This is a genomic window from Nocardia sp. alder85J (assembly GCF_020176955.2).
GTDB lineage: Bacteria > Actinomycetota > Actinomycetes > Mycobacteriales > Mycobacteriaceae > Nocardia.
Map to the genome: position 1 here is coordinate 285,011 of NZ_JAIUCZ020000005.1, position 25,198 is coordinate 310,208.

The following is a 25,198-nucleotide window of genomic DNA, read 5'->3' on the forward strand; positions in this document are numbered from 1 at the left end:
GCCCGGCCGAACCGGGACGGCCACCGGATCGGTGACTACCCGGCCTTCTCCGCGCCCGCGCCGGTGAGCGACCGGACCTGCATCTCCTCCCATTTCGCCTCGTCGTGCTCACGGGACAGCATCGTGCCCAGCCAGCCCAGCAGGAACGACAGCGGAATCGACACGATGCCCGGATTGGACAGCGGGAACCAGTGGAAGTCGGCCGATTTGATCATCGACGTCTTGCTGCCCGACACCGCCGGTGAGAACACGATCAGCACGATCGTGATGAGCAGGCCGCCGTAGATACTGCACAGCGCGCCCGTGGTATTGAACCGCTTCCAGAACAACGAGTACAAGATCGTCGGCAGATTCGCCGAGGCCGCGATCGCGAAGGCCAGCGCCACCAGGAAGGCCACGTTCTGATTCTTGGCGAGGACGCCGCCGACGATGGCGACCGCGCCGACCACCACCGCGGTGATCCGGGCCACCCGCACCTCACCGCTGCGATCGTCGCCCGAACCGCGCTTCAGCACATTCGCGTACACGTCGTGCGCGAACGAGGCCGAGGCGGTGATGGTCAGGCCCGCGACCACCGCGAGGATGGTCGCGAACGCCACCGCCGCCACGAATCCCAGCAGCCACGGCCCGCCCAGTTGCAGGGCCAGCAGCGGGGCCGCGGCATTGCTGCCGCCGGGCGCCTTGGCGATCTTCTCCGGTCCGACCAGCGCCCCGGCGCCGTAGCCGAGCACCAGGGTGAACAGATAGAACAGCCCGATCAGCCCGATCGCCCACACCACCGAACGCCGGGCGTCCTTGGCGCTGGGCACGGTGTAGAACCGCATCAGCACATGCGGCAGACCCGCGGTCCCGAGCACGAGAGCCAGTGCGAGCGAGAGGAAGTCGAGCTTGGTGGTGCCCGTCTTGCCGTACGCGACACCGGGGTCGAGCAGTTTGGCCCCGGTCTTGCCGCCGTGGTTCACCGCGTCCTGCAACAGTGAGGACAGGTTCATGTTGTATTCGGCGAGCACCCACACCGTCATGGCGGCGGCCGCGGCGATCAGCAGCACCGCCTTCACGATCTGCACCCAGGTGGTGCCCTTCATGCCGCCGACGAGCACGTACACGATCATGATCGCGCCGACCACCGCGATCACCAGATCCTGGCCGACGTCACCGGAGACGCCGAGCAACAACGCCACCAGCACCCCCGCCCCGGCCATCTGCGCCAGCAGATAGAACAGGCTGACCACCAGGGTGGAGGTCGCCGCCGCGGCCCGCACCGGCCGCTGCCGCATCCGGAAGGCCAGCATGTCGCCCAGGGTGAATTTGCCGGTGTTGCGCAGCATTTCGGCCACCAGCAACAGGGCCACCAGCCAGGCCACCAGGAAGCCGATCGAGTACAGGAAGCCGTCGTACCCGTTGATCGCGATGGATCCGGCGATGCCGAGGAAGCTGGCGGCCGAGAGGTAGTCGCCGGAGATGGCGATGCCGTTCTGCGCACCGGAGAAGGCCCGGCCCGCGGCGTAATAGTCGGCGGCGGTACGGGTGTCGCGGCTGGCCCGGAACACGATGACGAGCGTGATCGCGACGAAGATCGCGAAGATGGTGATGTTGAGTCCGGGGCGGCTGCCCTCGACGGCGGCGGCGAGCGGAGTCATCGGTGGTGTCCTTCCAGCTCGTCGCGCAGTTCCCCGGCGATCGGATCCAGCTCACGGCCGGCGTAGCGGACGTAGAGCGCCGCGATCACGAAGGTCGAAACGAATTGCAGCAGACCGAAGATCAGGCCGACGGTGATGTTCCCGGCGACCTTCTGCGACATGAAGCCGTGCGCGTAGTCGGCCAGCAGCACGTACAGCGCGTACCAGGCGAGGAACAGCGCGGTCATCGGGAAGACGAAGCGGCGGAGCCTGCGACGCAGGCGCTGGAAGTCGGGGCTCTGATAGGCCTCGGCCCAATCGGTGGCCGGCACCCCGGCCTCGTGCTCGGTTGACAACGTGGGACCTCCTGGTGAGCCAGATCACTCTAACAAGAATTCGGACATTTAGAACTTGTTTCACTCGCAGGTCAGCGACTCGAATTCGCCTTCGCCGATACGGATTTGCTATTTGTCCGGCAATCTTCGAGGCAACACGGAAGACGCCGGGCTCGCGCACCCGGCCGCCTGCAACCGTTGTGGCAGAGTTCGTCTCATGCCGACGACACAGCCGACCAGCACGTCCCTGCTCGCCGCGCTCGCCCCCGATCTGGGGACCGCCCTCCGTCGGGTGGGCTACGACACCGGCACCCTGCTCGCACTGCTCGGCGACGACGTGCACGCCGCGCTCGGCCGGGGTGAGCCGGTGCCGGTGCGGCGGGCCGTACGCGACGGCGGCGAACTCGGCACCCTGGTCCGGCTGCTGCTGCTCGGCGACGCGATGCCCGAGCACGAGGTGGCCGCGGCGCTGGCCCCGGTCGAGCTGGACGCGGCGGTGGCGGCCGGACTGCTGGAGCACGAGGGCGACCGGGTGCGGGCGGCACTGGACCTGCGCCCGCTGGATCTCGGCGACGGCAACCGCTGGGTGTTGTCCGACCTCGACGACTCGGTGCCGGTGACACCGCTGTCCGGACCGGAGCACAGCTGGAAGCGGCGCCGGCTGTCCACCGATCATGTGCTCGGCGTGGGGCACGCCTCGCTGTCGCTGCTGCGCGCCACGCCGACCCGGCCGGTGGGCAGTGTGCTGGATCTGGGCACCGGCTGCGGCGTGCAGGCGGTGCACGCGGCCGCCTACGCCGGGCGGGTCACCGGTACCGACGTCAACCAGCGCGCGCTGTGGCTGGCGGAGGCGACCGCGGCGCTCAACGGCCTGGACATCGAACTGCTGCCGGGGTCGTGGTTCGAGCCGGTGGCCGGGCGGCGCTTCGATCAGGTGGTCGCCAATCCCCCGTTCGTGGTGGGGCCGGCCCGCGTCGAGCACACCTACCGCGACTCCGGCCTGGCTCTCGACGGTGCCAGTGAACTGGTGATCTCCGGCGTGCCGGACCTGCTGGCGCCGGGCGGCACCGCGGCCGTGCTGGCGTCCTGGGTGCACCGCGCCGGCGAGGACTGGCGGACCCGGGTGTCGCAGTGGCTGCCCGATCACGGCATCGACGCCTGGATCGTGCAGCGCGACGTCGCCGACCCCGCCCTCTACGTAGGCACCTGGCTGCGCGACGCGGGCCTGGACCAGCGCGATCCGGAGACGCAGGCGCGCGCCGAGGCCTGGCTGGACGCCTTCGAGGCCGCCGATGTCGAGGGCATCGGATTCGGCTTCGTCTACCTGCGGGTCGTCGACGCCCCCACCGAATTGCTGGCCGAGGATCTGACCCACGGCTTCGACGACCCGCTGGGGGCGGAGGCGATCGGCTATTTCGAGCGTTCCGCCTGGCTGCGGCGGGTGGCCGCCGATCCGGGCGTGGCCTGGAGCTCCCGGTACGCGGTCGATCCGGCGACCGCCCTGGAACGGGTCTCCCTGCCCGGCGCCGAGGGCTGGGACGAGCGGGTGGTCCGGGTGCACCGCGGCGACGGGCCGCGCTGGCAGCACGAGATCGACGACACCACCGCCGCGCTGCTGGCCGGGATGCGCGCCGACGGCCTGCCGCTGCACGAACTGGTCGATCTGCTGGCCGTGGCGCACACCGGCGCCACGGCCACCTCCGACTTCGCCGCCGACGCGCTCACCGTGGTGACGGGTCTGGTCCGGCACGGGCTCGTCCACCCCCGTTGATCACGATCCGGCCGCCGCGCGGTTGCCGTTCGGCCACAGTCGGCCCCGGAGGAACGCCTGCGGTTCCCCGAGAAGTGTGTTCTTAGGAACTTCTCAGCCGAAGGAACAAGTAAGCGCAGCTCAGCAGGGTTTATCGGCGCGATGCCGGGGAACTTTCCGTATGTCGGTTCCGTTGATCGGAGTGAGACACCACCGACAGGAGGCAAGTCATGACAAGCCCCGCCACGACCGAAGTGCGCGCCACCGACTCGTCGGACCTCGACGCTCAGAGCCCCGCCGCCGACCTGGTACGGGTGTACCTGAACGGGATCGGCAAGACGGCGCTGCTCACGGCCGCCGACGAGGTCGAGCTGGCCAAGCGCATCGAGGCGGGCCTCTACGCGCAGTACCTGTTGGAGACCGGCAAGCGGTTGTCCTCGACCCGCAAGCGCGAGCTGGCGATCCTGGTGCGCGACGGCCAGGCCGGCCGCCAGCACCTGCTGGAGGCCAATCTGCGCCTGGTGGTCTCGCTGGCCAAGCGCTACACCGGCCGCGGGATGCCGCTGCTCGACCTGATCCAGGAGGGCAACCTGGGCCTGATCCGGGCGATGGAGAAGTTCGACTACACCAAGGGCTTCAAGTTCTCGACCTACGCCACCTGGTGGATCCGGCAGGCCATCACCCGTGGCATGGCCGATCAGAGTCGCACCATCCGGCTGCCCGTCCACCTGGTCGAACAGGTCAACAAGCTGGCCCGGATCAAGCGCGAACTGCATCAGCAGCTGGGTCGCGAGGCCACCGACGAGGAACTGGCCCGTGAGTCCGGCATCGCGGTCGACAAGATCGCCGATCTGCTCGACCACAGCCGCGACCCGGTGAGCCTGGACATGCCGGTCGGCAACGACGAGGAGGCTCCGCTCGGCGACTTCATCGAGGATTCCGAGGCCACCTCCGCGGAGAGCGCCGTCATCGCCGGCCTGATGCACCGCGACGTGCGCAGCGTGCTCGCCACGCTCGACGAGCGCGAGCAGCAGGTCATCCGGTTGCGCTACGGCCTGGACGACGGCCAGCCGCGCACCCTGGACCAGATCGGCAAGCTGTTCGGCCTGTCCCGGGAGCGGGTGCGGCAGATCGAGCGCGAGGTGATGGCGAAGCTGCGCAAGGGTGAGCGGGCCGACCGGTTGCGCGCCTACGCCAGCTGATCACAGCCGGCTGATCACACGATTCGGCGGGTGACACCCGTCCCGGATCGCGACGAACGGGCCCGAGCCGGAACATCTTCTGGCGGGGCCCGTCGTGATGGGTTGCCGTCGCGCGCATTCCGGCGCTCAGAACGAGTCGATCACCGCACCCAGGCTGGTCGCGATCCCGCTCCAGCCCTTGGACATGATCGTCCGGACTCGTTGCGCGCGGACATCGTCGGGGTCGAAACCACTGTGGCTGAACAACACTCGGGTTCCGGTGCCCTCCGGTTCGAGCTGCCAGGTGATCACCCACCCGGTCTCGATATCGGACTCGGCGTCGTTCCACGTCATGCTGAGCCGTTTCGGCGCGATGGCCTCCAGCACGGTGCCCCTGACATTACCCGAGAATCCGGCCCCCGGCATGGGTTGCGTCTGCATGCGAAATTCGTTGCCCGGCACCGGCTCGAAGCCGGTCGCGGGCATCAGCCAGCGCGCGAACAGCTCCGGTGTGGTCAGCGCCTTCCACACCTTCTCCGGCGGGTGCGGGTAGAAGTGGTCCAGTTCGATCGTCGTGAGATCATCGGTCATCGGTGGGATACCTCTCCGTCACAGGGGTTTTCGTCATCGGCCGGTTCGGCGTCCGGCATGTCGTCCAGGACCGCGTCCAGCGCGCGCAGCCGGTGCCGCCAGAACCGCTCGAACGGGCTCAGCCAGGACTGCAATTCGTGCAGCGGAGCGAGCTCGACCCGGTAGTAGCGATAGCGGCCGCGCTTCTCCTCACCGACCAGACCGCTGCCCAGCAGCACCCGCAGATGCTCCGAGACGCTCGGCCGGGTCATGTCGAACCGCTCGGCGATGGTTTGCACCGTGCGCTCGCCGTCGAGCAGCAGCTCGAGGATCTCCCGCCGGGTGGGGTTGGCCAGGGCGGCGAACACTCGATCGGCGGTGCCGGATTCGAGTCGTCGGATCACGGGGCCACTATAGGTAGGAATTTTCCTACGCGTCAAGGGTAGGGGAATTCCTACCCGTTGGCGCTCCCCGCCGCACCGGTCCGCCCTCGCCGCAGACCGCGCCGGACCGGGTCCGCGTCCAACCCCGGGCCGCTACGATCCAGCCATGAAAATGAAACAGGTTGCAGTCTTGGTCCTGGCCGCCGCGGCGGTACCGGCCGTCGCGACCGCGGCGTCCGCCACCGGACCGGATGCCCGGGAGGCGATCGCTCAGGCCTACATCGACGCACTGGTCACCCACGACGCGAGCGCGGTCCCGTTCGCGGACGACTGCACCCGCGTGGAGGACGGACTGCCGACCGGATTCTCCGGACCGCAACTCACCCACGACCTCGAACACGGTCCGCAGTACAGCGTCATCCAGGCGGTCCACGACGTCCGGATGTCCACCTCCGGCGACACCGTCACCGCTCGCTACCTGCTGGACTCCGGCTTCGGCGGCAGCCGGCTGATCACCGTCGACATCACCGAGACCTTCGTCGTCACCGGCGACCGCATCCACCGCATCGAGGCCACCATCCTCCCGGCCGCACGGTCCTGACCATGCCGTCCGACCAGCCGTCCTGACCACGCCGTACCGACCCGGCCGTCCTGACCGGGCAGTCCCAGCCACGCCGTCCTGACCGGGCAGTCCCAGCCACGCCGTCCAGACCGGGCAGTCCCAGCCACGCCGTCCAGACCGGGTAGTTCTGACCACGCAGTCCGAACCGGGCTTGCCCGACCGGGCAGTCGGCTGAAGAGACTGCGTGACATCGTCATTCGTCCCGGCGGTGAGTCACCCTGCCCGCGCGGACTTGCGGGGCCCGGACGGTACCTAGCCGGAGTTGCGGAGGGCGGTGGCCAGGCCGTTCATGGTGAGCAGGATGCCGCGCTCGACCAGTTCGGATTCGTCGCCGGCACGGCGGCGGCGCAGCAGGTCGACCTGCATCGCGTTGAGCGGCTCCAGGTAGGGGAAGCGGTTGTGGATCGACTCGGCGAGCGCGGGATTGTCCGAGAGCAGTTCGCCGACGCCGGTGACCGCGGCGTGCATCCGGACGGTGCGGTCGTACTCCTCGCGGATCATGCCGAAGATGGTGTCGCGCAAGGTCTCGTCGGGGACCAGTTCGGCGTAGCGGGCGGCGATGTGCATGTCGGCCTTGGCCATGACCTGGGCCAGGTTCGACATCACGTCCCGGAAGAAGGGCCAGCGCCGGAACAGCTCCGACAGGGTCGCGAGCCGTTGCGGATCGCCGCCGACCCACTGTTGGATCGCGGTCCCGGTGCCGTACCAGCCGGGCAGCATCACCCGCGCCTGACTCCACGCCATCACCCACGGGATCGCCCGCAGATCCTGCACCGAACTGGTGGGTTTGCGCGAGGCCGGGCGGCTGCCGAGATTCAGCGCCGCCACCTCCGCGACCGGTGTCGAGGCCCGGAAATATTCGACGAATCCGGGCGTCTCGTGCACCAGCCGCGCATAGGCCCGGCGCGCCGCCTCGGCGAGTTCGTCGAACACCTCGTAGGCGGGCCCGGCGTCGGCGCCGAGGCCCTCCACGTCCAGCAGGGTGGATTCCAGCGTGCCCGCGACCAGCGATTCCAGATTGCGGTAGGCGGTGCTCGGGTCGGCGTACTTGGTGGAGATCACCTCGCCCTGTTCGGTCAGCCGCAGCGAACCACGGACCGCGCCCGCCGGCTGCGCCAGGATCGCGTTGTAACTGCGGCCACCACCGCGGCCGACCGTCCCACCGCGGCCGTGGAACAGCCGCAACCGGATTCCCGTGCGCTGCGCGACCTCCACCAGATCGAGTTCGGCGCGGTACAGGGCCCAGTTCGCGGCCAGATAACCGCCGTCCTTGTTGGAATCGGAGTAGCCGAGCATCACCTCCTGCCGCATGCCGCGGGCGGCGACCAGCCGACGGTAGACGGGCACTTCCAGTGTGGCGCTCAGGGTTTCGGCGCCGTGGCGGAGATCGTCGATGGTCTCGAACAGCGGCACCACGCCGACCGGGCCGCTGGGGCCGGAGATGTCGTCGCCCGGATCGAGGATGCCGACCTCCTTCAGCAGCAGCGCCGCCTCCAGCATGTCGCTCACCGACGTGCACATGCTGATGATGTAGTTCGGCACGGCGTCGGGGCCCAGGCTGTCCAGGGCCACCTTCGCCGCCCGCAGCACGCCCAGTTCCTTCACGGCCAGCTCGCTCAGCCGGGCCCCCGGGCCCGCTTCGTAGGCGGCCGGGGCCACCAGCGGGCGGCGGGTGGCGAGTTCGGCGGCGAGCAGTTCCACCCGCTTCGGCTCGGACAGGCTCGCGTAATCGGAATGCACACCGGCCCAGGCGAACAGCTCCGCCACCACCTGCTCGTGGGTCTCCGAGTTCTGACGCATGTCGAGGCCCTGCAAGTGGAATCCGAACGTCTCCACCGCACCGCGCAGACCGGCCAGCCGGTCGTCGGCGAGCAGATCGTCACCGGTGGACCGCATCGAGGCGTCGATGATGTCCAGATCGGCGAGCAGTTCGGCCGGAGAAGCGTACGGCTGCGCGCCGTCGGCGACGATCGCGCCGCCGAGACTGTCGGTCCCGGCCCGGCCCGCCGAAGCGGTCACCGCGGGCGGCAGTGCGGCCGGCGCCACCGGCGGCAGATCGGCCAGGGCCCGCTGCGCGGCGGCGCTCAGCCGGGCCCGGATGCTGCGGATCGCGCGGCGATAGGGCTCGTCGGCGCGCTGCGGCGAATCGTCGTGACCGGCGTCGGCGAGCCGGCCCAGTTCCGGGGAGACCGTCACCAGCCGGGAGGACTGCGACAGCGACTTCTCCAGCTCCTCCAGCTCGGTCAGGTAGTGGCCGAAGGCCACCTCACCGGCCCGATGGGTGGCGCGGTGGACCACCGCGCCGGTGACGTTGGGGTTGCCGTCCCGGTCGCCGCCGATCCAGGAGCCGGGCCGCAGGATCGGGCGGGCCAGCAGTTCGGAATCCGGCCAGCGGGTGCGCAGCGCGGCCCGCACCTCGGCGTTGATCCGCGGGATCACCTCCAGCAGGGTCCGCTCGTAGTACCGCAGCCCCACCTCGATCTCGTCCTGAATCCGCAAGCGCGCCAACCGGATCAGCGAGGTCCGCCACAGGGTGAGGATCTGCCGGCGGATCTGCTTCTCGAATTCGGGATACTCGGGTTCGCTCGGCGCGTAGCGCTGACGGCGGCGCATCAGATCGGTGATCCCGGCCTGGACGTCGAACACCGTGCGCCGGCGGGTCTCGGTCGGGTGCGCCGTGATCACCGGGGCGACCAGTGCGTCGGTGAGCAGGTCGGCGACGACCGCGGCGTCCAGCTCGGCGGTGTCGAGTTTGCGATAGGTCGCGGCCAGGCTGGAATCCTGCGGGGGCGCGCCCACTGCGAGATGTGCCGAACGCCGGCGGTCGCGCTGGAGGTCCTCGGCCAGGTTGGCCAGCAACAGGAAGTGGCTGAACGCGCGGATCAGCGGAATGCCGATGCTGATGTCGATGCCGCGCAACATGTCCCCGACGGCGCCCCGGTCCACCTCGGACCGGCGCACCCGGAAGGCCTCGCGCCGCACCCGTTCGATGAGGTCGAACACCTCGGTGCCCTCGTGGTCGCGGATCGTCTCCCCCAGGATGGCGCCGAGGAATCGGATGTCGTCGCGCAGCGGTGCGGTGGCCGCCTCGATCTGATCTTCGCGCATACCGCCCAGTATCGGGCACATCGAAACCGCTCGCGCGTTCTGACACCATCGAGTTCCGGCGAAACGATAAGATCTCCTCATTTGACTCGTTACTCTGGTCCGGTGAACGACCATCATCTCGCTCAGGTCAACATCGCCCTCCCGCTGGAACCGCTCACCAGCGCGCGCCTGGCCGGTTTCGTCGGCGCGCTCGACGAGATCAACGCCCTCGCCGACGCCGCGCCCGGATTCGTCTGGCGACTCCAGACCGAGGACGGTGACGCCACCGCGATCCGCGCCTTCGGCGACGATCGGATCATCGTCAACATGACCGTGTGGACCTCCCCGGAAACCCTGGCGGAGTTCGTCTACCGCAGCGGTCACGCCCCGGTCATGCGCCGCCGCCGCGACTGGTTCGCCCCCTTCGCCGAGGCGTATCAGGCACTCTGGTGGATTCCGGCGGGCACCGTCCCCACGGTCGCCGACGCCGAGGAACGCATCACCCACCTGCGCACCCACGGCCCCACCGCCCACGCCTTCACCTTCCGCACCCCCTTCCCCGCCCCGAACCAGCCCGCCCCGGCGCCGCGGTTACCCGAAGACCTGAGCTGCCCGGCCTGAGTTGCCCGGCCGGATCACCGGGCAGGCCGGATCGGTCCGGAGCGGCGCCTCAGGGTGCCGGGACTCGGCCCGCCCGAGCGAATGCGGCCGCAGGACAACCGACCCCGGGCCGATCGCCCGTGTCGGCGTGCCCGGCGATGGTCGGCCGGAAACGCGAGCAGCGCCGACCGTCCGGTCCCTCGGCACCGGCCCCTCCCCCCAGCCGCACCGCCCGAGCCGGTATGCCCGGCGGACAACGACTCCGAGGGTGGATACGCCCCGAGTCGGCGGTCCGCCAAGGTCGACCGGGTGCGATGTCAGACCAGGCGGCGGGGGCCGATGTCGAAGCGGCTGGGTTCGGGGCCGATGCGGACGCGGGCGTAGAGGATCGAGGCGCGTCGGGGGGAGGCGAGCACCGGTTCGATCGCCAGTTCGCGGACCTCCGGCAGGTCGTCGCACAGGGCCGAAATGCGTTGTGCGAGTTCGGCGAGGGCGCGTTTGTCGACCGGCTCGCCGATGGTGCGGCCCGGGACGCCGGTCCTGCCGTCCAGCAGGGGGGCGGCGCGCGGGGCGTCGATCAGCTCGATCGATTCGGCCTCGGTCAGCGGCAGTGCGCGGTAGACCCGGTCACCGAGCAGGTCGATGATGGTGCCGGACAGACCGAAACTGATCACCGAGCCGAAGGACGGGTCGTCCTGTACCCGCAGCACACAGGCGACACCCTTGACGGCCATCCGCTGGATGTGCACGACCTCGTTGCCGGAGACCTCGGCCAATTCGGCGTAGGCGCGCTGAACCTCGGTGGGACGCCACAGATCCAGCCGCACCCCGTTGAGATCGGGCCGGTTGCGCCACAATTCACCGGTCGCCTTCGCCGCCACCGGATAGCCGAGGTCCGCGGCTGCGGCCTCGGCCGCCGCCGCATCGCGGACCTCGCGGAACTCCACCACCCGAATTCCGTAGCGGCCCAGCAGTTCCGCCGCCTCGAGCTCGCCGAGCCACTCGCCGCCGGGCGTGCGATCCATCCAGCCGGCGACCAGCGCCCGCGCCCGCGCGGTGTCCATATCCGGTGGCCGTACCACCTGCGACACCGGCCGGGTCCGCCAGTCGGCGTAGCGCCGGACCCGGGCCAGGACGCGGGCCGCGCGCTCCGGATCCGGATAGGACGGGATCGATCCGTGCTCGACGGTGCCGTCTGTGCCTCGGACGGTCAGCAGATTCGACATGCCCTGACCGGCGACGAAGGTGGTGAGCACCGGTTTGGTACCCGGCTGCGCACCCGAGCGGATCGCCTCCGCGAACGACGGCACCGCCGTCGGCACCGGCGGCGCGAAGATCACGATCGCCGCGTCGACCCCGGGATCGGCCATCGCGGCGGCCACCGCGGTCAGATAGTCCGCCGGCATGGCCTGCGGGCCCAGATCGATCGGCCGGTCCACCGCCAGACCCTCGCCGCGCGCGGCGTCGACGGCCAGCCAGCCCAGCGCCGCGCTGTTGCCGATCACCGCCAGCCGCGGACCGGCCGGCAACGGCTGATACGCCAGCAGCATCGCGCAGTCGAACAGTTCCGCGATGGTGTCGACCTGGATGATCCCCGCCTGCGCGAACAGGTCGCGCTCGAGCGCCCGGTCCAGCGGATCGGCCGCGGGCCGCGCGAAATTGCGGCCACTGGAGACAGCCACGATCGGTTTCGTCCGCGCGACCCGCCGCGCGATCCGGGAGAACTTGCGCGGATTGCCGAAGGTCTCCAGATAGAGCAGCACGACATCGGTGTCCGGATCCGTATCCCAGTACTGCAACAGGTCGTTGCCGGACACGTCGGCACGGTTACCCGCCGAGACGAAGGTCGACAGGCCCAGTTTGCGTGCGGCGGCCTCACCGAGGATGGCGGCGCCGAGCGGTCCGGACTGGCAGAAGAATCCGACCCGGCCGCGGCCGGGCAGCACCCCGGCCAGCGTCGAGTTCAGCGATACCGCCGGGTCGGTGTTGGCGATGCCGAGCGCGCTCGGGCCCACCACGCGCATGCCGTGCGCCCGGGCCGCCGCCACCAGATCGCGTTCCGCGGCGAAGCCGGCCGGGCCGGTCTCCGAGAAGCCGGCGGTCAGCACCACCAGTCCCTTGACGCCCTTGGTCATACAGTCGTCGAGGACCGCCTTGATCTCGGGGGCGGGCACGGCCACCACCGCCAGATCCACCGCGTCCGGGATGTCGCGGATGGTTTCGTAGGCGCGCACCCCGCGTACCGAGGTGCGGTTCGGGTTCACCGGGTAGACCGGTCCCTGGAACACCCCGGACAGCAGGTTCGCCAGTACCGCGCCACCGACCCGGCTCTGCGACGGGGTGGCGCCGATCACCGCCACCGAGCGCGGGGCCAGCAGATTGCCGACGCTGCGGGCCTCCGAGGCGAGTTCCCGGGAATCGCGCACCGACAGCAGCGCTTCGGTCGGATCGATGGCGAACTCCAGGTGCAGCACCGATCCGTCGCGGCTGCGCTGCACCTGATATCCGGCGTCGCGGAACACCGTCACCATGCCGTGGTTCTCGGCCAGCACCTCGGCGACGAAGATCTCGATGTCGTTCTCCGCGGCCGCGCCCGCCAGATGTTCCAGCAGGATCGAGCCCAGCCCGCGGCCCTGATGCTGGTCGGCGACCACGAACGCCACCTCGGCCGCGCGGGCCTCGACGCGTTCCGGCAGCAGTTCGTAGCGGCCGACGGCGAGGATCGTGGACCCCAGTTCGGCGATCAGCCCGACCCGATCCCGATAGTCGACATGGGTGGTGCGGTACAGATCCTTCGGCGTCATCCGCGGATACGGGCCGAAATAGCGCAGATAGCGGGTGCGGTCGGACAATCCGGCGTGGAATCGCTGCAACGCGTCGGCGTCGGCGGGGGTGATCGGGCGCAGGCGTACCACGCCGCCGTCTGCGGCCAGGACGTCGGCGAACCAGTGTTCCGGTGGGGGCGGCGGATCGTCCGGGGTGGACGACGCGGACTGCTCAATCACGGGGATCCTCCGGGTCGAGGCCCAGCAGGCCGAAAGTGGCCCGGCGAGTGGCGAGTACGGCCGTGTCGACGGCCCGCTGGGCCCGGTCGGCCCGCTCGTCGCCGGTAGCTGGGGTACCGCCGGGACCGTCCCAGCGGGTGAACGAGATGTCGGCGCCGTCGCCCATCGTCCGCGGCGGTTCCACGGCCGGGGCGTACTCGCGGACCTGCGCGATCCAGTCCGCCGGGATCTCGGTGCCGGGGTCGACGCTGCGGTCGAGGGCGGTCGCGAGCAGATGGGTCCAGGCGCGCGGCACCACTCGCACCAGCCCGTATCCGCCGCCACCGACGGCCAGCCAGCGTCCCTCGGCGTAGCGGTCGGCCAGCTCCCGCATCGCCCGGAACGCCGCGCGCTGCCCGTCGACGGTCAGCTCCAGATCGGCCAGTGGGTCCTCACGATGGGTGTCCACCCCGCACTGGCTCACCAGCAGTTGCGGCCGGAACGCCGCCAGCGCGCCCGGTACGACCGCGTGAAATGCGCGCAGCCACTGCGGATCCCGAGTGCCCGGCAGGACCGGAAGGTTGACGGCCGTGCCCTCCGCGGCGCCGGCGCCGGTCTCCTCCGGCCAGCCGGTGTTCGGCCAGAGCGTCGCCGGATGCTGATGGATCGAGACGGTCAGCACCCGCGGGTCGCCGTAGAAGGCCCGCTGCACCCCATCGCCGTGGTGCACGTCGACGTCTACATAGGCGATGCGGTCGAAGCCGTGGTCGAGCAGCCAGGAAATCGCCACCGCCACATCGTTGTAGACACAGAATCCGGAGGCGGCGGCGGACATCGCATGGTGCATACCGCCGCCGATGCTCACCGCCCGCCGGGTGCGGCCCGCGGCGATCTCGGCGGCGGCGGCCAGCGTGCCGCCGACGATCACCGAGGCCGCCTCGTGCATGTGCGGGAAGATCGGATTGTCCGCCGAGCCCAGCCCGAACGGCGGCGCCGAGGGCACCTGCGCACCCGGCGGCGGCGGTTCGGCCCGGCGCACCGCCTCCAGATAGGCCGGCGTGTGGATGCGCAGCAGGTCGGACTCCCCCGCCGCCGCGGGCGCCAGGGTCTCCACACCGTCGAGCAGGCCGAGACCGCGGGCCAGCGCCATCGTGAACTGCAATCGGGCCGGTTTCATCGGATGTTCCGGCGTCCACCGGTAGTCGAGGAACCTGTCGGTCCACACGACGGCCGCGTCGCTGCTCGGTCCTGGTGCCATGGCTGCCACTGTATCGCCGGGCCCGCGGCGCACCGATATGTCCGTTACCCCCCGCGACGTGCTGTTCGCCACGCTGACCAGGGGAAGGAAGCAACCCACTTTCCGGTTGCGATGCAGTAGAAATACATACAGCGCGCGCGACGCGCCGGACAATCGGCGCGGGCACGCCGCGGCCCCGGTGTTCGGAAAGGTTTCCGCAGGAAGAGCGCCCTATGCTGGCGTACGGAACCGCCACCACACGTGGGTAGAATTCGTGCCGACGAAGGGGTAATACGTGAAGGATCTGGTCGACACCACGGAGATGTATCTCCGGACCATCTACGACCTCGAGGAGGAGGGCGTGGTCCCGTTGCGGGCGCGCATCGCCGAGCGCCTCGAACAGAGTGGACCCACGGTGAGCCAGACGGTCGCCCGCATGGAACGTGACGGCCTGCTGATGGTCGCCGGCGACCGGCACCTGGAACTGACCGACAAGGGCCGGGCGATGGCGGTGTCGGTGATGCGCAAACATCGGCTGGCCGAACGACTGCTCGTCGACGTGATCGGCCTGGACTGGCAGAACGTGCACGCGGAGGCGTGCCGCTGGGAGCACGTGATGAGCGACGAGGTCGAGCGCCGGCTGCTGGAAGTGCTCAACCACCCCACCACCTCCCCCTACGGCAACCCCATCCCCGGCCTCGACGAACTCGGCGTCCTCCCGCCCGCCAGCGGTGAGGAGAAGCTGATCCGGCTGTCGGATCTGCCGGTGGGCCAGACCTCCGCGGTGGTGGTGCGCCGGTTGTCCGAGCACATCCAGGCCGATCCGGAGATCATCGGCCAACTCCGCGAGGCCGGTGTGGTGCCGGACGCGCGGGTCACCGTGGAGGTCCGGCCCGGCGCGGTCATCATCTCGCTGCCGGGGCATCAGGAATTCGAACTGTCCGACGAGATGGCGCACGCCGTCCAGGTGAAGCTGGTGTAGGGCAAGATCGAAGGCATGAAACTTCTGGTGACTGGTGGCGCCGGCTATGTCGGCGGAGTGTGCGCACAGGTTCTGCTCGAGGACGGCCACGAGGTCGTCGTGGTCGACGATCTGTCCACCGGTAATGCCGACGGAGTGCCCACCGGCGCCAAATTCGTCGAGGGCGATATCGCCACCGCCGGTGTGGACCTGATCGAATCCGAATCCTTCGACGGCGTCCTGCACTTCGCGGCCCAATCGCTGGTCGGTGAATCCGTGCAGCAGCCCGAGAAGTACTGGCACGGCAATGTCGTGAAGACGCTGGCCCTGCTGGAGGCCGTCCGCCGCACCGGAACCCCGCGCCTGGTGTTCTCCTCCACCGCCGCCGTGTACGGCGAGCCGGAGCAGGTGCCGATTCCCGAGAATGCCGCACCCCGGCCGACCAATCCCTATGGTGCGTCCAAGCTCGCCATCGATCACGCCATCACCTCCTATGCGAACGCGCACGGGCTGGCCGCGACCAGCCTGCGCTATTTCAACGTCGCCGGCGCCTACGGCGGTCTCGGCGAGAACCGGGTGGTGGAAACACATCTCATTCCGCTGGTACTGCACACCGCACTCGGGCACCGCGAGACGATCTCGGTCTTCGGGACCGATTACCCGACCCCGGACGGCACCGCGGTCCGCGACTACATCCACATTCGCGATCTCGCACAGGCTCATCTGCTGGCCCTCGCGCAGTCGCGCCCCGGTGAGCACCGCATCTTCAACCTCGGCAGCGGCACCGGTTTCTCGGTGCGCCAAGTGATCTCGGCCTGTGAGGAGGTCACCGGCGGGCCCATCGCGGCGGTCGAGGCACCCCGGCGGGCCGGCGATCCGAGCGTGCTGATCGCCTCCAGCGAGCGTGCCGTCGCGGAACTCGGGTGGCAGCCCCGGCACAACGATCTGTCCGAGATCGTCTCCGACGCCTGGACCTTCCTGCGATCGCTGGGTGACCGCGCGCACAGCGCCCGGCGCGGTTAGTCCGGGCCGCCCGCCTCACGCGTGCCACCTCGGATCGATCCCGAGATCCACACCGAGCGTGGCGGCACGGGCCATGCCACTGTGCGCCAGCCGCCGCACCTCGTGCGGCGGCATGCCGGTCCGCAGCGCCGTCTCCAGCAGTGCGGCCAGCGTGTGCCGCGGCTCGGCGGCCGCCGCCGCGGCCAGGGCGACCCCGGCGACCGGGCCGTCACCGCGGGCGTAGGCGCTGTAACCGAGCAGCGTCGCCGCCTCGGCGCGATCCGGCCCCGTCAGTGCCCGGCACAGCTGCGCCCACAATGTCTCCGCGGCGGGGGCGTGCGCGGTCAGCGGCAGCGCGAACAGGACATCGCGAACCACGGTGTCGCGCAAGGCCACCGCCAGCTCCGCGATGTCACGCGGTCGTACCGGCGCATCCGAGGCGACGGCCCGGACCCGATCCAGCACCTGCTCGAGCAGTGCGCGCCGATGCGCGTGCAAGGTGACGGCGCAGCGGGCGCGGGCCGCGGCCTCCGCCGCCGCGGGCAGTACGCCGGCCACCTCCGCCGCCCGCTCCGGATCGGCCGCGACCACCGCGGCCAGTTCGGCGCGGCCCGCGCGGATCGGCCGGCCGTCGAGGACCTGCGCCAGCGCCACCGGGGAGGCCGCCGGATCCGATTGCGTCCCGGTGACTTCCGGATCGAGCAGACTCCACCACGGCTGCCCGGCGCCGATCGCGCCGACCATCCAGGCGTCGGCCAGATCCACGCCGTCGGCCAGCAGCGCCCCGGCCAGCATCCGCATCAGGTGGCCGCCGGCCCGCGCACGATCGCGGCCCGCGGTGTCCTCCCGATCGTCGACGATCAATACGAGAGCGCCACAGGCTCCTTCCTGCGCGCAGATCGCCGCGAGCTGCCGGACCATCCGGACCTGCGCGAGGCGGTGGTCCGGCGGCAGATCGTGCCGTGCGACCGCGCCGAGGTAGACCGAACCGGGACGCTCCTCGGCCTCCTGCAACAGGCACACCACCAGCGACCGATCCGGCACGAATCCCAGCAACGCCGGGACGGCGGCGATGAACTCGCTCGGCTCGTCGATGCGCAGACCGGGCGGATCCCAGCGCGCGCAACCGGATTCGCGAGACTCGACACGGCGGGCGCGCGGCCGCTCCGCGTCACACAGGCCACCGGAACCGCCGGCCACGTACCCAGCGGCGATATCACCGGCGGCGGGATACCCGGCAGCGAGACCCCGGACCGCCGAATACCCAGCGGCGAGATCACGGGTGGCCGGCTCCCCGGCGCCGCGATGCCCGGCGTCGATGTGTTCGGTTGTGCCGCAGCCGGTGGCGACACATTCGGCGGTAGCAGGTTCGGCGGTGACAGGTTCGGCGACGGCATATCGGGCCGTGACGGCGGGCGCGGATTCGGCGGGATCGGTCATGCCACAGAGCCTGCCCGGCCCGCGCTGCCCGGTGTTCCCGGCGACCTGGGGCTTCCCCTGCCCTGGGGACAACGTGCCGCGCTGTGCGCGGGCGCCGGAAACCAGGCCGCCGCAGGCACTTTCGTGTCGGACTCAGCTGATACGGTGGTCGGGCCACCTGTGGCCGCACGGTCGTGCAACCGGTGCGATGCGGGGTGGCAGCCGGTGTTCAGCCGTGCCGCACACCGTCCACGGCGGCGGTGAAAACCTGGTCGAGCGTGCCGGTATCGGGCAGTTCGTCGCCGAAGGTCAGGCAGGTGACGTTGATCCGCACATCACCGATCTGCGCCAGCCGGGTGTGCATCGACTGTGTGAGCCCCGCCCCGCCCCGGGTTCCGGTCACCGTGCGGCGCAGCGCGAACGCGTCGTCGGCCGCCACACCCGGGAGCGGCTCCGGGACGCTGACGACGGTCGTGGTCAGGGGTCCCTGCCGGACCCGGACCAGCGCGCAGCGCCCGGTCCGTTCGCGCACCCGGGCCAGCGCCTCGTCGGTGCGCACCAGCTCGACGGTGACCGTGACCCGCGCTTCGTCGTCGCTGCCGACCTCGATCGCGGCCCGGCCGGCGTCGAATTCCGGGACGGGCGCCGCGCACGCGGCGGGCTCCACCTCGGCCCCGGCCGGTATGCCGCGCAGATCGCCTGCGGCCCGCCGCGCCTGCTCCGGCGGCAGCACCACGATCGTGTAGTGCGGCGGGAAGCGCTCCGGCCGCGGCAGCAGCGCGGTCAGACCACCGGTGACGTGCTGCACCGAGGTCGCCGAGGATGCGGGGACCGGATGTCCGGTCACCGTCGACCCGCACGCCGAACCCAGCGCGCCCAGCACCGGCACGCCCAGCACGATCACGCCCGGCACCCGGCCCCACCTGCGGCGCGACACCTCCCGCAGCATCACGGCGTTCACTATGCCGAACCGCCGGGACCGGCCACCGCCGCCACGCCGAATTCCACCCCGGGAATGCCGGAGGCCTACACGCGTGTTGTCCTAGCGATGCTGGGTTCACCCCACCGGACGCGGCGACCGAAGACCATGAGAGACAATGACGGTGGTCCGCGAACCGCGCCACGACCGGCGCCGCCCCAGTCGGATCGAAGCCCGATCCGGTGGCGACGCCCGCCGGGCGCACTGGACCCGCAGGAAGGAGTACGCGATGGACAACGAGTCGCGAATGTACGAGCTGGAGTTCCCCGCTCCGCAGCTGTCGTCCGACGACGGTGCGGGTCCGGTGCTGGTCCATGGGCTGGAAGGGTTCACCGACGCGGGTCACGCGGTCCGGCTGGCCACCACCCATCTGCGTGAGAGCCTCGAGGCCGAACTGGTCGCCTCGTTCGATGTGGACGAGTTGCTCGACTACCGGTCGCGACGCCCGCTGATGACGTTCAAGACCGATCATTTCTCCGACTACGCCGAGCCGGAGCTGAACCTGTGGGCGTTGAAGGACACCGCCGGCACCCCGTTCCTGCTGCTGGCGGGCCTGGAGCCGGATCTGCGCTGGGAGCGGTTCGTGACCGCCGTGCGGTTGCTGGCCGAACAGCTCGGCGTGCGCCGCACCATCGGCCTGAGCGCGATTCCCATGGCGATCCCGCACACCCGCCCGCTCGGCGTCACCGCGCACGCCAGCGACCGCGATCTCATCGGCGACCATCAGCGCTGGCCGGGTGAGTTGCAGGTGCCCGGCAGCGCGTCGTCGCTGCTGGAGTACCGGATGGCCCAGTACGGCCACGAGTCGATCGGCTTCTCCGTGCATGTGCCGCACTACCTGGCGCAGACCGCCTATCCGGAGGCCGCGCAGACGCTGCTGGAGAACGTGGCCGAGAACGGTGAGCTGCAACTGCCGCTGGCGGCCCTGACCGAGGCCGGCGCCCGGGTGCGCGAACAGGTCAACGAGCACATCGCCGGCAATGCCGAGGTCGAAACGGTGGTGCACGCCCTGGAACGGCAGTACGACAGCTTCGTCACCGCGCAGGAACGGCAGTCCAGCCTGCTGGCCGGCGATGCCGATCTGCCCACCGGCGAGGAGATCGGCGCCGAGTTCGAGCGCTTCCTGGCCGAACAGTCCGGCTTCGGCGACAGCGACGGTTCCGAGGACACCCACTGACAGCGGGACACCCGCGAAGGGGGCCGCGTACCGGCCGAATCGGCGGCCCGGCAGAATAGCCCGGTGCAGCTGTCCGAACTCGTCCCCGATCGCGCCGTTTCCGACGTCGACGCGGACTGGCTGTACGAGACGTTCGCGGAATGGGCCGCCGGCCAGGGCCTGACGCTCTACCCTGCCCAGGAGGAAGCCCTCCTCGAGCTCATGACCGGCGGTAACGTGATCCTCGCCACGCCCACCGGATCCGGGAAGTCGATGGTGGCGGTGGGCGCGCACTTCGCTGCGCTCAACCGCGGTCAGCGCAGCTACTACACCGCACCGATCAAGGCGCTGGTCAGCGAGAAGTTCTTCGCCCTGTGCGAGGTGTTCGGCGCCGATCGGGTGGGCATGGTGACCGGTGACGCGGCGGTGAATCCGACCGCGCCGATCATCTGCGCCACCGCCGAGATCCTGGCGAACCTGGCGTTGCGGGAGGGCGCGAACGCCGCCGTCGGCCAGGTGATCATGGACGAGTTCCACTACTACTCCGATCCGGATCGCGGCTGGGCCTGGCAGGTTCCGCTGATCGAACTGCCGGGCGCGCAGTTCCTGCTGATGTCGGCCACGCTGGGCGAGGTCGACTTCTTCGCCACCGACCTCGAACGCCGCACCGGCCGGTCCACGTCGGTGGTCGCCGGCAGCGAGCGGCCGGTGCCGCTGCTGTTCTCCTACGCGCGCACACCGATCACCGAAACCCTCGAGGATCTGGTCACCACCTCGCAGGCGCCGGTGTACGTGGTGCACTTCACCCAGGCCGCCGCACTGGAACGAGCGCAGGCGCTGACCAGCGTCAATTTCGCCAGCAAGGCGGAGAAGGACGCGATCGCCGAGGCCATCGGCAGCTTCCGCTTCAGCAGCGGCTTCGGCAAGACGCTGTCGCGGCTGATCCGGCACGGCATCGGCGTGCACCATGCCGGCATGCTGCCGAAATACCGCCGCCTGGTCGAGAAATTGGCCCAAGACGGGTTGCTGAAGGTGGTGTGCGGCACCGACACCCTCGGGGTCGGCATCAACGTGCCGATCCGGACGGTGCTGCTCACCGGGCTGACCAAATTCGACGGTGTCCGCACCCGTCGGCTCAAGGCCCGGGAATTCCACCAGATCTCCGGCCGGGCCGGTCGCGCCGGATACGACACGGTGGGCACCGTGGTGGTGCAGGCGCCCGAGCACGAGGTGGAGAACGCGCGGCTGGTCGCGAAGGCCGGCGACGATCCGAAGAAGCTGAAGCGGGTCCAGAAACGCAAACCGCCCGAGGGCTTCGTGTCCTGGTCGGAGGAGACCTTCGACCGGCTGGTGGCGGCCCGGCCCGAGCCGATGGTGTCCCGGTTCCGGGTCACCAATTCGATGCTGCTCAATGTGATCTCGCGCCCGGGCAACTGCTTCGACGCGATGCGGCATCTGCTGGAGGACAATCACGAACCGCGTCCGGCGCAGCGCAAGCACATCCTGAAGGCGATCCGGTTGTACCGCGCGCTGCGCAATGCCGGTGTGGTCCAGCAACTCGACGAGCCGGACGAATTCGGCCGCCGCGCCCGCCTGACCGTCGATCTGCAACGCGATTTCGCACTGGACCAGCCACTGTCCCCCTTCGCGCTGGCCGTGTTCGAACTGCTCGACAAGAATGCGGTGACCTATACGCTGGATGTGGTGTCGGTCATCGAGTCCACGCTGGAGGATCCGCGTCAGTTGCTGCTCGCGCAGCAGCACAAGGCGCGTGGTACCGCCATCGCCGAGATGAAGGCCGACGGCATCGAATACGACGAGCGCATGGAGCTCATCGAGGACGTCACCTGGCCGAAACCCCTTGCGGCACTGATCGAACCGGCCTTCGAGACCTACCGTGGCGGCCATCCCTGGGTGTCGGAGTTCAGCCCGTCGCCGAAATCGGTGGTGCGCGAGATGGTCGAGCGCTCGATGACCTTCGCCGAACTGGTCAGCGGTTACGACCTGGCCCGCTCCGAGGGGCTGGTGCTGCGGTACCTCGCCGACGCCTACCGGGCCCTGCGGCGCACCGTCCCGGAGTCCGCGCGCACCGAGGAACTCGAGGACATCACCGAGTGGCTCGGTGAACTGGTCCGCCAAGTGGATTCCAGCCTGCTCAACGAGTGGGAGCAGCTGACGAACCCGGGCGCGGAGAGCGATTCGGACCAGCTCGCGTTCGGTGCGGAGACCGTGCGCCCGATCACAGCCAACGAGCGGGCCTTTCGCGTGCTCGTGCGAAATGCTATGTTCCGGCGCGTGGAATTGGCGGCGTTGCGGCGCTGGGATGCGCTCGACGAGCTGGGCGACGGTCTCGACTGGGAGACCGCGCTGGTTCCCTACTACGACGAGTACGGCAGCATCGGCACCGGACCCGACGCCCGTGGCCCGCAGCTGTTCCAGGTGGAGCAGCGGCCCGGTTTCTGGCACGTCCGCCAGGTTCTCGACGACCCCGCCGGCGACCATGGTTGGTCGCTGCACGCCGTGGTCGATCTCGCCGAATCGGATGCCGCCGGCGAGGTGGTATTCGACGAGCTGGCGGTGACTGCCGGATGAGCGCACCCCACGTGTACGTGCGGGCTGTCCTGCACCCCATCATCACTGTCATCCGCCGCCGAAAACCCGGTGCTCACGCCGCTTTCTGAACACCGCGCGCCTCGGCGCGCGCCCGGTTCCGGAGTGGTCGTGCGCCCATGTCGACTGCTGTCTGGTTCGTGTTCACCTGCTGTTCACTGATAGTGTCATCGCTCGCTGCCTGTAGCGGGAGACTGCCCGGAAGAAAGAGGGTTCCCTTAGATTGTTCGGTTCACACGCGCCCGAGTCGCCATTTCTCGTCATCGATCTCGCCCGGGTGCGCGACAACTTCGATGCGCTGCGGTCCGCACTGAGCGGACTCGGGGACGACTACCCCACACGAATTCGTTTCGCGGTCAAGGCATCTCCGATGCCGGAGATCATCCGCCTACTGGCCGCGCGGGGCGCGGAATTCGACGTCGCCAGCATCGGCGAGATCGACCAGTGCATTGCCCTGGGCGTCGACCCGGGCACCCTCTGCTACGGCAATCCGATCAAGAAATCCGCCCACATCGCGGCCGCGTACGCCGCGGGTGTGCGCCGATTCGCGTTCGACACCGAAAGTGATCTCGAACGCATCGGCGAGCTCGCGCCCGGCTCCGAGGTGGAGTGCCGGTTCCTGGCATCCGCCCCGCAATCACAGACCCCGTTCGGCACCAAATTCGGCTGCGCGCCCGGTGAGGCGGTGCGGCTGCTGGTGCGTGCCCGCGATCTCGGACTGCGGGTGGCCGGGCCGTACTTCCACGTGGGCTCGCAACAGCTGGATCCGGCCGCATGGCGGATCGGCATCGAGCAGGCCGGCGCCGTCGTCGAGGCGCTGGCGGCCAAGGACATTCCGGTCACTTCCGTGAACATCGGTGGGGGACTTCCGATTTCGTACGTCGAGGCGGCGCCGGAGCTGTCCGCGCTGGGTGCGGTGATCGCCGACGCGGCGGCCCGCCACCTCCCGGAGCACACCGATCTGGTGGTGGAACCCGGCCGCGCCCTGGTGGGCAACGCCGGCGTGATCCACGCCGAGGTCGTGAACGTGCGACAGGCGCCGGACGGGCGGCGCTGGATATACCTCGACATCGGCCGCTACAACGGAATGGCCGAGACCGAGAACGAGTACATCGCCTACCGGATCGAGACCGATCGGGACGGCGATTCGCGGGGCGAGGCCGTGATAGCGGGTCCGACCTGCGACGGAGATGATGTACTCTATCAACGCACGCGGGTCCTCCTTCCGACCACGTTGCGAGCCGGTGATCCCGTTCGGATCCTCGATACCGGCGCCTACACGGCGAGCTATTCGTCCGTATCCTTCAACGGTTTTCCGCCTTTGACCGTCCGTGTCATCGGCGCTGAGCGAGAGTGAGTTTGCCCATGACGGCAGAATTCACCGGTTGGCATGTGCTGGCCGAGTTCGGTGGAGTCGACGCAGCTCTTTGCGATGATCTCGAGCGACTCGAGGCAGCGCTCCGAAAATCGTTGGTCGCCGCCGGGGTGACCATCTGCGAAGTCGTCCACAAGAAGTTCGACCCGCAGGGCGTGACGGTGCTCGCGCTGCTGTCGGAGTCGCACGCCTCGATCCACACCTATCCGGAGTCGGGCGATATCTTCGTGGACGTCTTCACCTGCGGCAGCATCGGTGCGGGCGCCACCAAGGCGGTCGAACTGCTGCAGCAGGAGCTGTCCCCCGGCAGCGTCCACATGGAGGTGGTGCAGCGCGGGCACACCGCCCGGCGGATCCACGAGCCGGTGGGTGCGGGCCTGACCCGGGTGTGGGAGCTGTCCGACGTGATCGTCGACACGAACACCCCGTACCAGCACATGGTGATCGCGACGACCGAGCAGGGCGTGTCGCTGTTCTCCGACGACGACCGCCAGTCCACCGAACTGTCCCAGCTGACCTATCACGAGGCCATGCTGGTGCCGGCCTACGCGCTGGCCGCGAAGCTGGACAACGTGCTGATCATCGGTTCCGGCGAGGGTGTCGCCAGCCAGATGTCGATGGCCGCGGGCGCGTCCCGGGTGGACCATGTCGACATCGACCAGCTGGAGGTGGAGCTGTGCGCGAAGCATCTCCCCTACGGCTACACCGAGGCCGACCTGGCCGCGGCGGTCGCCGGTGACGGCGCGATCCGGATGCACTACGCCGACGGCTGGGATTTTCTGGCACAGGCGGAATCCGAGGGCGTGCGCTACGACGTCGTGGTGATCGATCTGCCCGACGAGCGGGTCGAGGACGCGCAGCACAACCGGCTGTACGAGGACGAATTCCTCACCCGCTGCAGGGCATTGCTGTCCGAGGGCGGGGTGCTGGCAGCGCAGGCCGGCTGTCAGACCATGTGGCGCAACGAGACCCTGAAGCGTTCCTGGCACCGCTTCGCCACGCTGTTCGACACCGTTGTCCCCTACGCGTCCGACGAGCACGAGTGGACGTTCCTGTTCGGTGTCGCCGGCAACCCCGTCGCCGACCCCGTGGCCGTGATGACGGCCAAGCTGTCGCAGCTGCCGTACCGTGCGGAAACGATCGACGAGCGGGCCCTGATCCGCGGCGCGATCGAGCCGCACGCGTTGCGTGCCGCCGTGTCGGTCTGAATCGGCCTGTCGCACAATCGAATAGTCGAGACGCTCGCCCGGGATCGGTTCCGGGCGGGCGTTTCGGCGTTCCGGGCGTACCGGACCGGCCACCGCCGCAACCTGTCGGCGGGTGCCGTT

At 69.8% G+C, this 25,198-nt stretch carries 19 protein-coding genes; 10 read left to right on the forward strand and 9 right to left on the reverse strand.

Annotated features, from left to right (window positions below; translation table 11 throughout):
* Window positions 1-35: 35 nt before the first annotated feature.
* Entirely contained in the window at window positions 36-1,640 is a 1,605-nt protein-coding gene (locus LBW94_RS21130; RefSeq protein ID WP_225052623.1) for a cation acetate symporter, read from the reverse strand.
* A complete protein-coding gene (locus tag LBW94_RS21135; RefSeq protein ID WP_225052625.1) occupies window positions 1,637-1,975 on the reverse strand; it encodes a DUF485 domain-containing protein in 339 nt (112 codons plus the stop codon). The genes LBW94_RS21130 and LBW94_RS21135 overlap by 4 nt, the downstream gene beginning before the upstream one ends.
* 196 nt (window positions 1,976-2,171) lie before the next feature.
* On the opposite strand from LBW94_RS21135, the gene LBW94_RS21140 reads away from it, so the two are divergent.
* A complete protein-coding gene (locus LBW94_RS21140; protein WP_225052627.1) occupies window positions 2,172-3,725 on the forward strand; it encodes a methyltransferase in 1,554 nt (517 codons plus the stop codon).
* A gap of 209 nt (window positions 3,726-3,934) precedes the next feature.
* Entirely contained in the window at window positions 3,935-4,906 is a 972-nt protein-coding gene (locus LBW94_RS21145; protein WP_225052629.1) for a sigma-70 family RNA polymerase sigma factor, read from the forward strand.
* A 126-nt stretch (window positions 4,907-5,032) separates the two neighbouring features.
* Here the strand turns inward: LBW94_RS21145 and LBW94_RS21150 are convergent, their stop codons facing one another.
* Window positions 5,033-5,476, reverse strand: coding sequence for an SRPBCC family protein (locus LBW94_RS21150; RefSeq protein WP_225052631.1), 444 nt, complete (start codon window positions 5,474-5,476; stop codon window positions 5,033-5,035).
* Window positions 5,473-5,859 carry an ArsR/SmtB family transcription factor gene (locus LBW94_RS21155; protein WP_416276927.1) on the reverse strand — a complete coding sequence of 129 codons (387 nt, stop codon included), beginning with the start codon at window positions 5,857-5,859 and terminating at the stop codon, window positions 5,473-5,475. Before LBW94_RS21155 ends, LBW94_RS21150 begins: the two co-directional genes overlap by 4 nt.
* A gap of 145 nt (window positions 5,860-6,004) precedes the next feature.
* Here LBW94_RS21155 and LBW94_RS21160 point away from each other — a divergent pair, with 145 nt between their 5' ends.
* Window positions 6,005-6,439 (forward strand): hypothetical protein, encoded by a 435-nt coding sequence (locus LBW94_RS21160; protein ID WP_225052633.1) that lies wholly within the window; start codon window positions 6,005-6,007, stop codon window positions 6,437-6,439.
* A gap of 273 nt (window positions 6,440-6,712) precedes the next feature.
* Here the strand turns inward: LBW94_RS21160 and ppc are convergent, their stop codons facing one another.
* The gene (gene ppc / locus LBW94_RS21165) at window positions 6,713-9,568 is read right to left on the reverse strand and encodes a phosphoenolpyruvate carboxylase (protein WP_225052635.1); all 2,856 of its coding nucleotides are present in this window, start codon (window positions 9,566-9,568) and stop codon (window positions 6,713-6,715) included.
* A gap of 102 nt (window positions 9,569-9,670) precedes the next feature.
* On the opposite strand from ppc, the gene LBW94_RS21170 reads away from it, so the two are divergent.
* A complete protein-coding gene (locus LBW94_RS21170) occupies window positions 9,671-10,168 on the forward strand; it encodes a DUF3291 domain-containing protein (RefSeq protein WP_225052637.1) in 498 nt (165 codons plus the stop codon).
* Between the two features lie 296 nt (window positions 10,169-10,464).
* Here the strand turns inward: LBW94_RS21170 and LBW94_RS21175 are convergent, their stop codons facing one another.
* Complete coding sequence (locus tag LBW94_RS21175; RefSeq protein WP_225052639.1) at window positions 10,465-13,152, reverse strand: GNAT family N-acetyltransferase; 2,688 nt, start codon at window positions 13,150-13,152, stop codon at window positions 10,465-10,467.
* Window positions 13,145-14,389, reverse strand: a complete 1,245-nt coding sequence (locus LBW94_RS21180; RefSeq protein WP_225052641.1) for an acetoin utilization protein AcuC — start codon at window positions 14,387-14,389, stop codon at window positions 13,145-13,147. Before LBW94_RS21180 ends, LBW94_RS21175 begins: the two co-directional genes overlap by 8 nt.
* 274 nt (window positions 14,390-14,663) lie before the next feature.
* Here LBW94_RS21180 and LBW94_RS21185 point away from each other — a divergent pair, with 274 nt between their 5' ends.
* A complete protein-coding gene (locus LBW94_RS21185; RefSeq protein ID WP_225052642.1) occupies window positions 14,664-15,350 on the forward strand; it encodes a metal-dependent transcriptional regulator in 687 nt (228 codons plus the stop codon).
* Between the two features lie 15 nt (window positions 15,351-15,365).
* Window positions 15,366-16,352 (forward strand): UDP-glucose 4-epimerase GalE, encoded by a 987-nt coding sequence (galE, locus tag LBW94_RS21190; protein WP_225052644.1) that lies wholly within the window; start codon window positions 15,366-15,368, stop codon window positions 16,350-16,352.
* 15 nt (window positions 16,353-16,367) lie between these two features.
* Here the strand turns inward: galE and LBW94_RS21195 are convergent, their stop codons facing one another.
* Both LBW94_RS21195 and LBW94_RS21200 read right to left on the reverse strand, forming a co-directional pair.
* Complete coding sequence (locus LBW94_RS21195; protein ID WP_225052646.1) at window positions 16,368-17,771, reverse strand: DUF4192 domain-containing protein; 1,404 nt, start codon at window positions 17,769-17,771, stop codon at window positions 16,368-16,370.
* A 208-nt stretch (window positions 17,772-17,979) separates the two neighbouring features.
* Window positions 17,980-18,702: a sensor domain-containing protein gene (locus LBW94_RS21200; RefSeq protein WP_416276928.1), complete on the reverse strand. Its 723-nt coding sequence runs from the start codon at window positions 18,700-18,702 to the stop codon at window positions 17,980-17,982.
* 256 nt (window positions 18,703-18,958) lie between these two features.
* Here LBW94_RS21200 and LBW94_RS21205 point away from each other — a divergent pair, with 256 nt between their 5' ends.
* The 4 genes from LBW94_RS21205 to speD all read left to right on the forward strand — a co-directional run bounded on the left by LBW94_RS21205 (window position 18,959) and on the right by speD (window position 25,078).
* Complete coding sequence (locus LBW94_RS21205; protein WP_225052648.1) at window positions 18,959-19,906, forward strand: proteasome assembly chaperone family protein; 948 nt, start codon at window positions 18,959-18,961, stop codon at window positions 19,904-19,906.
* A 63-nt stretch (window positions 19,907-19,969) separates the two neighbouring features.
* Window positions 19,970-22,477 (forward strand): DEAD/DEAH box helicase, encoded by a 2,508-nt coding sequence (locus LBW94_RS21210; RefSeq protein ID WP_225052650.1) that lies wholly within the window; start codon window positions 19,970-19,972, stop codon window positions 22,475-22,477.
* A gap of 241 nt (window positions 22,478-22,718) precedes the next feature.
* Window positions 22,719-23,852 carry a type III PLP-dependent enzyme gene (locus tag LBW94_RS21215; RefSeq protein ID WP_225052652.1) on the forward strand — a complete coding sequence of 378 codons (1,134 nt, stop codon included), beginning with the start codon at window positions 22,719-22,721 and terminating at the stop codon, window positions 23,850-23,852.
* Between the two features lie 8 nt (window positions 23,853-23,860).
* On the forward strand, window positions 23,861-25,078 hold the full coding sequence (gene speD, locus LBW94_RS21220) for an adenosylmethionine decarboxylase (RefSeq protein ID WP_225052654.1): 1,218 nt from the start codon (window positions 23,861-23,863) through the stop codon (window positions 25,076-25,078).
* Window positions 25,079-25,198: the final 120 nt, after the last annotated feature.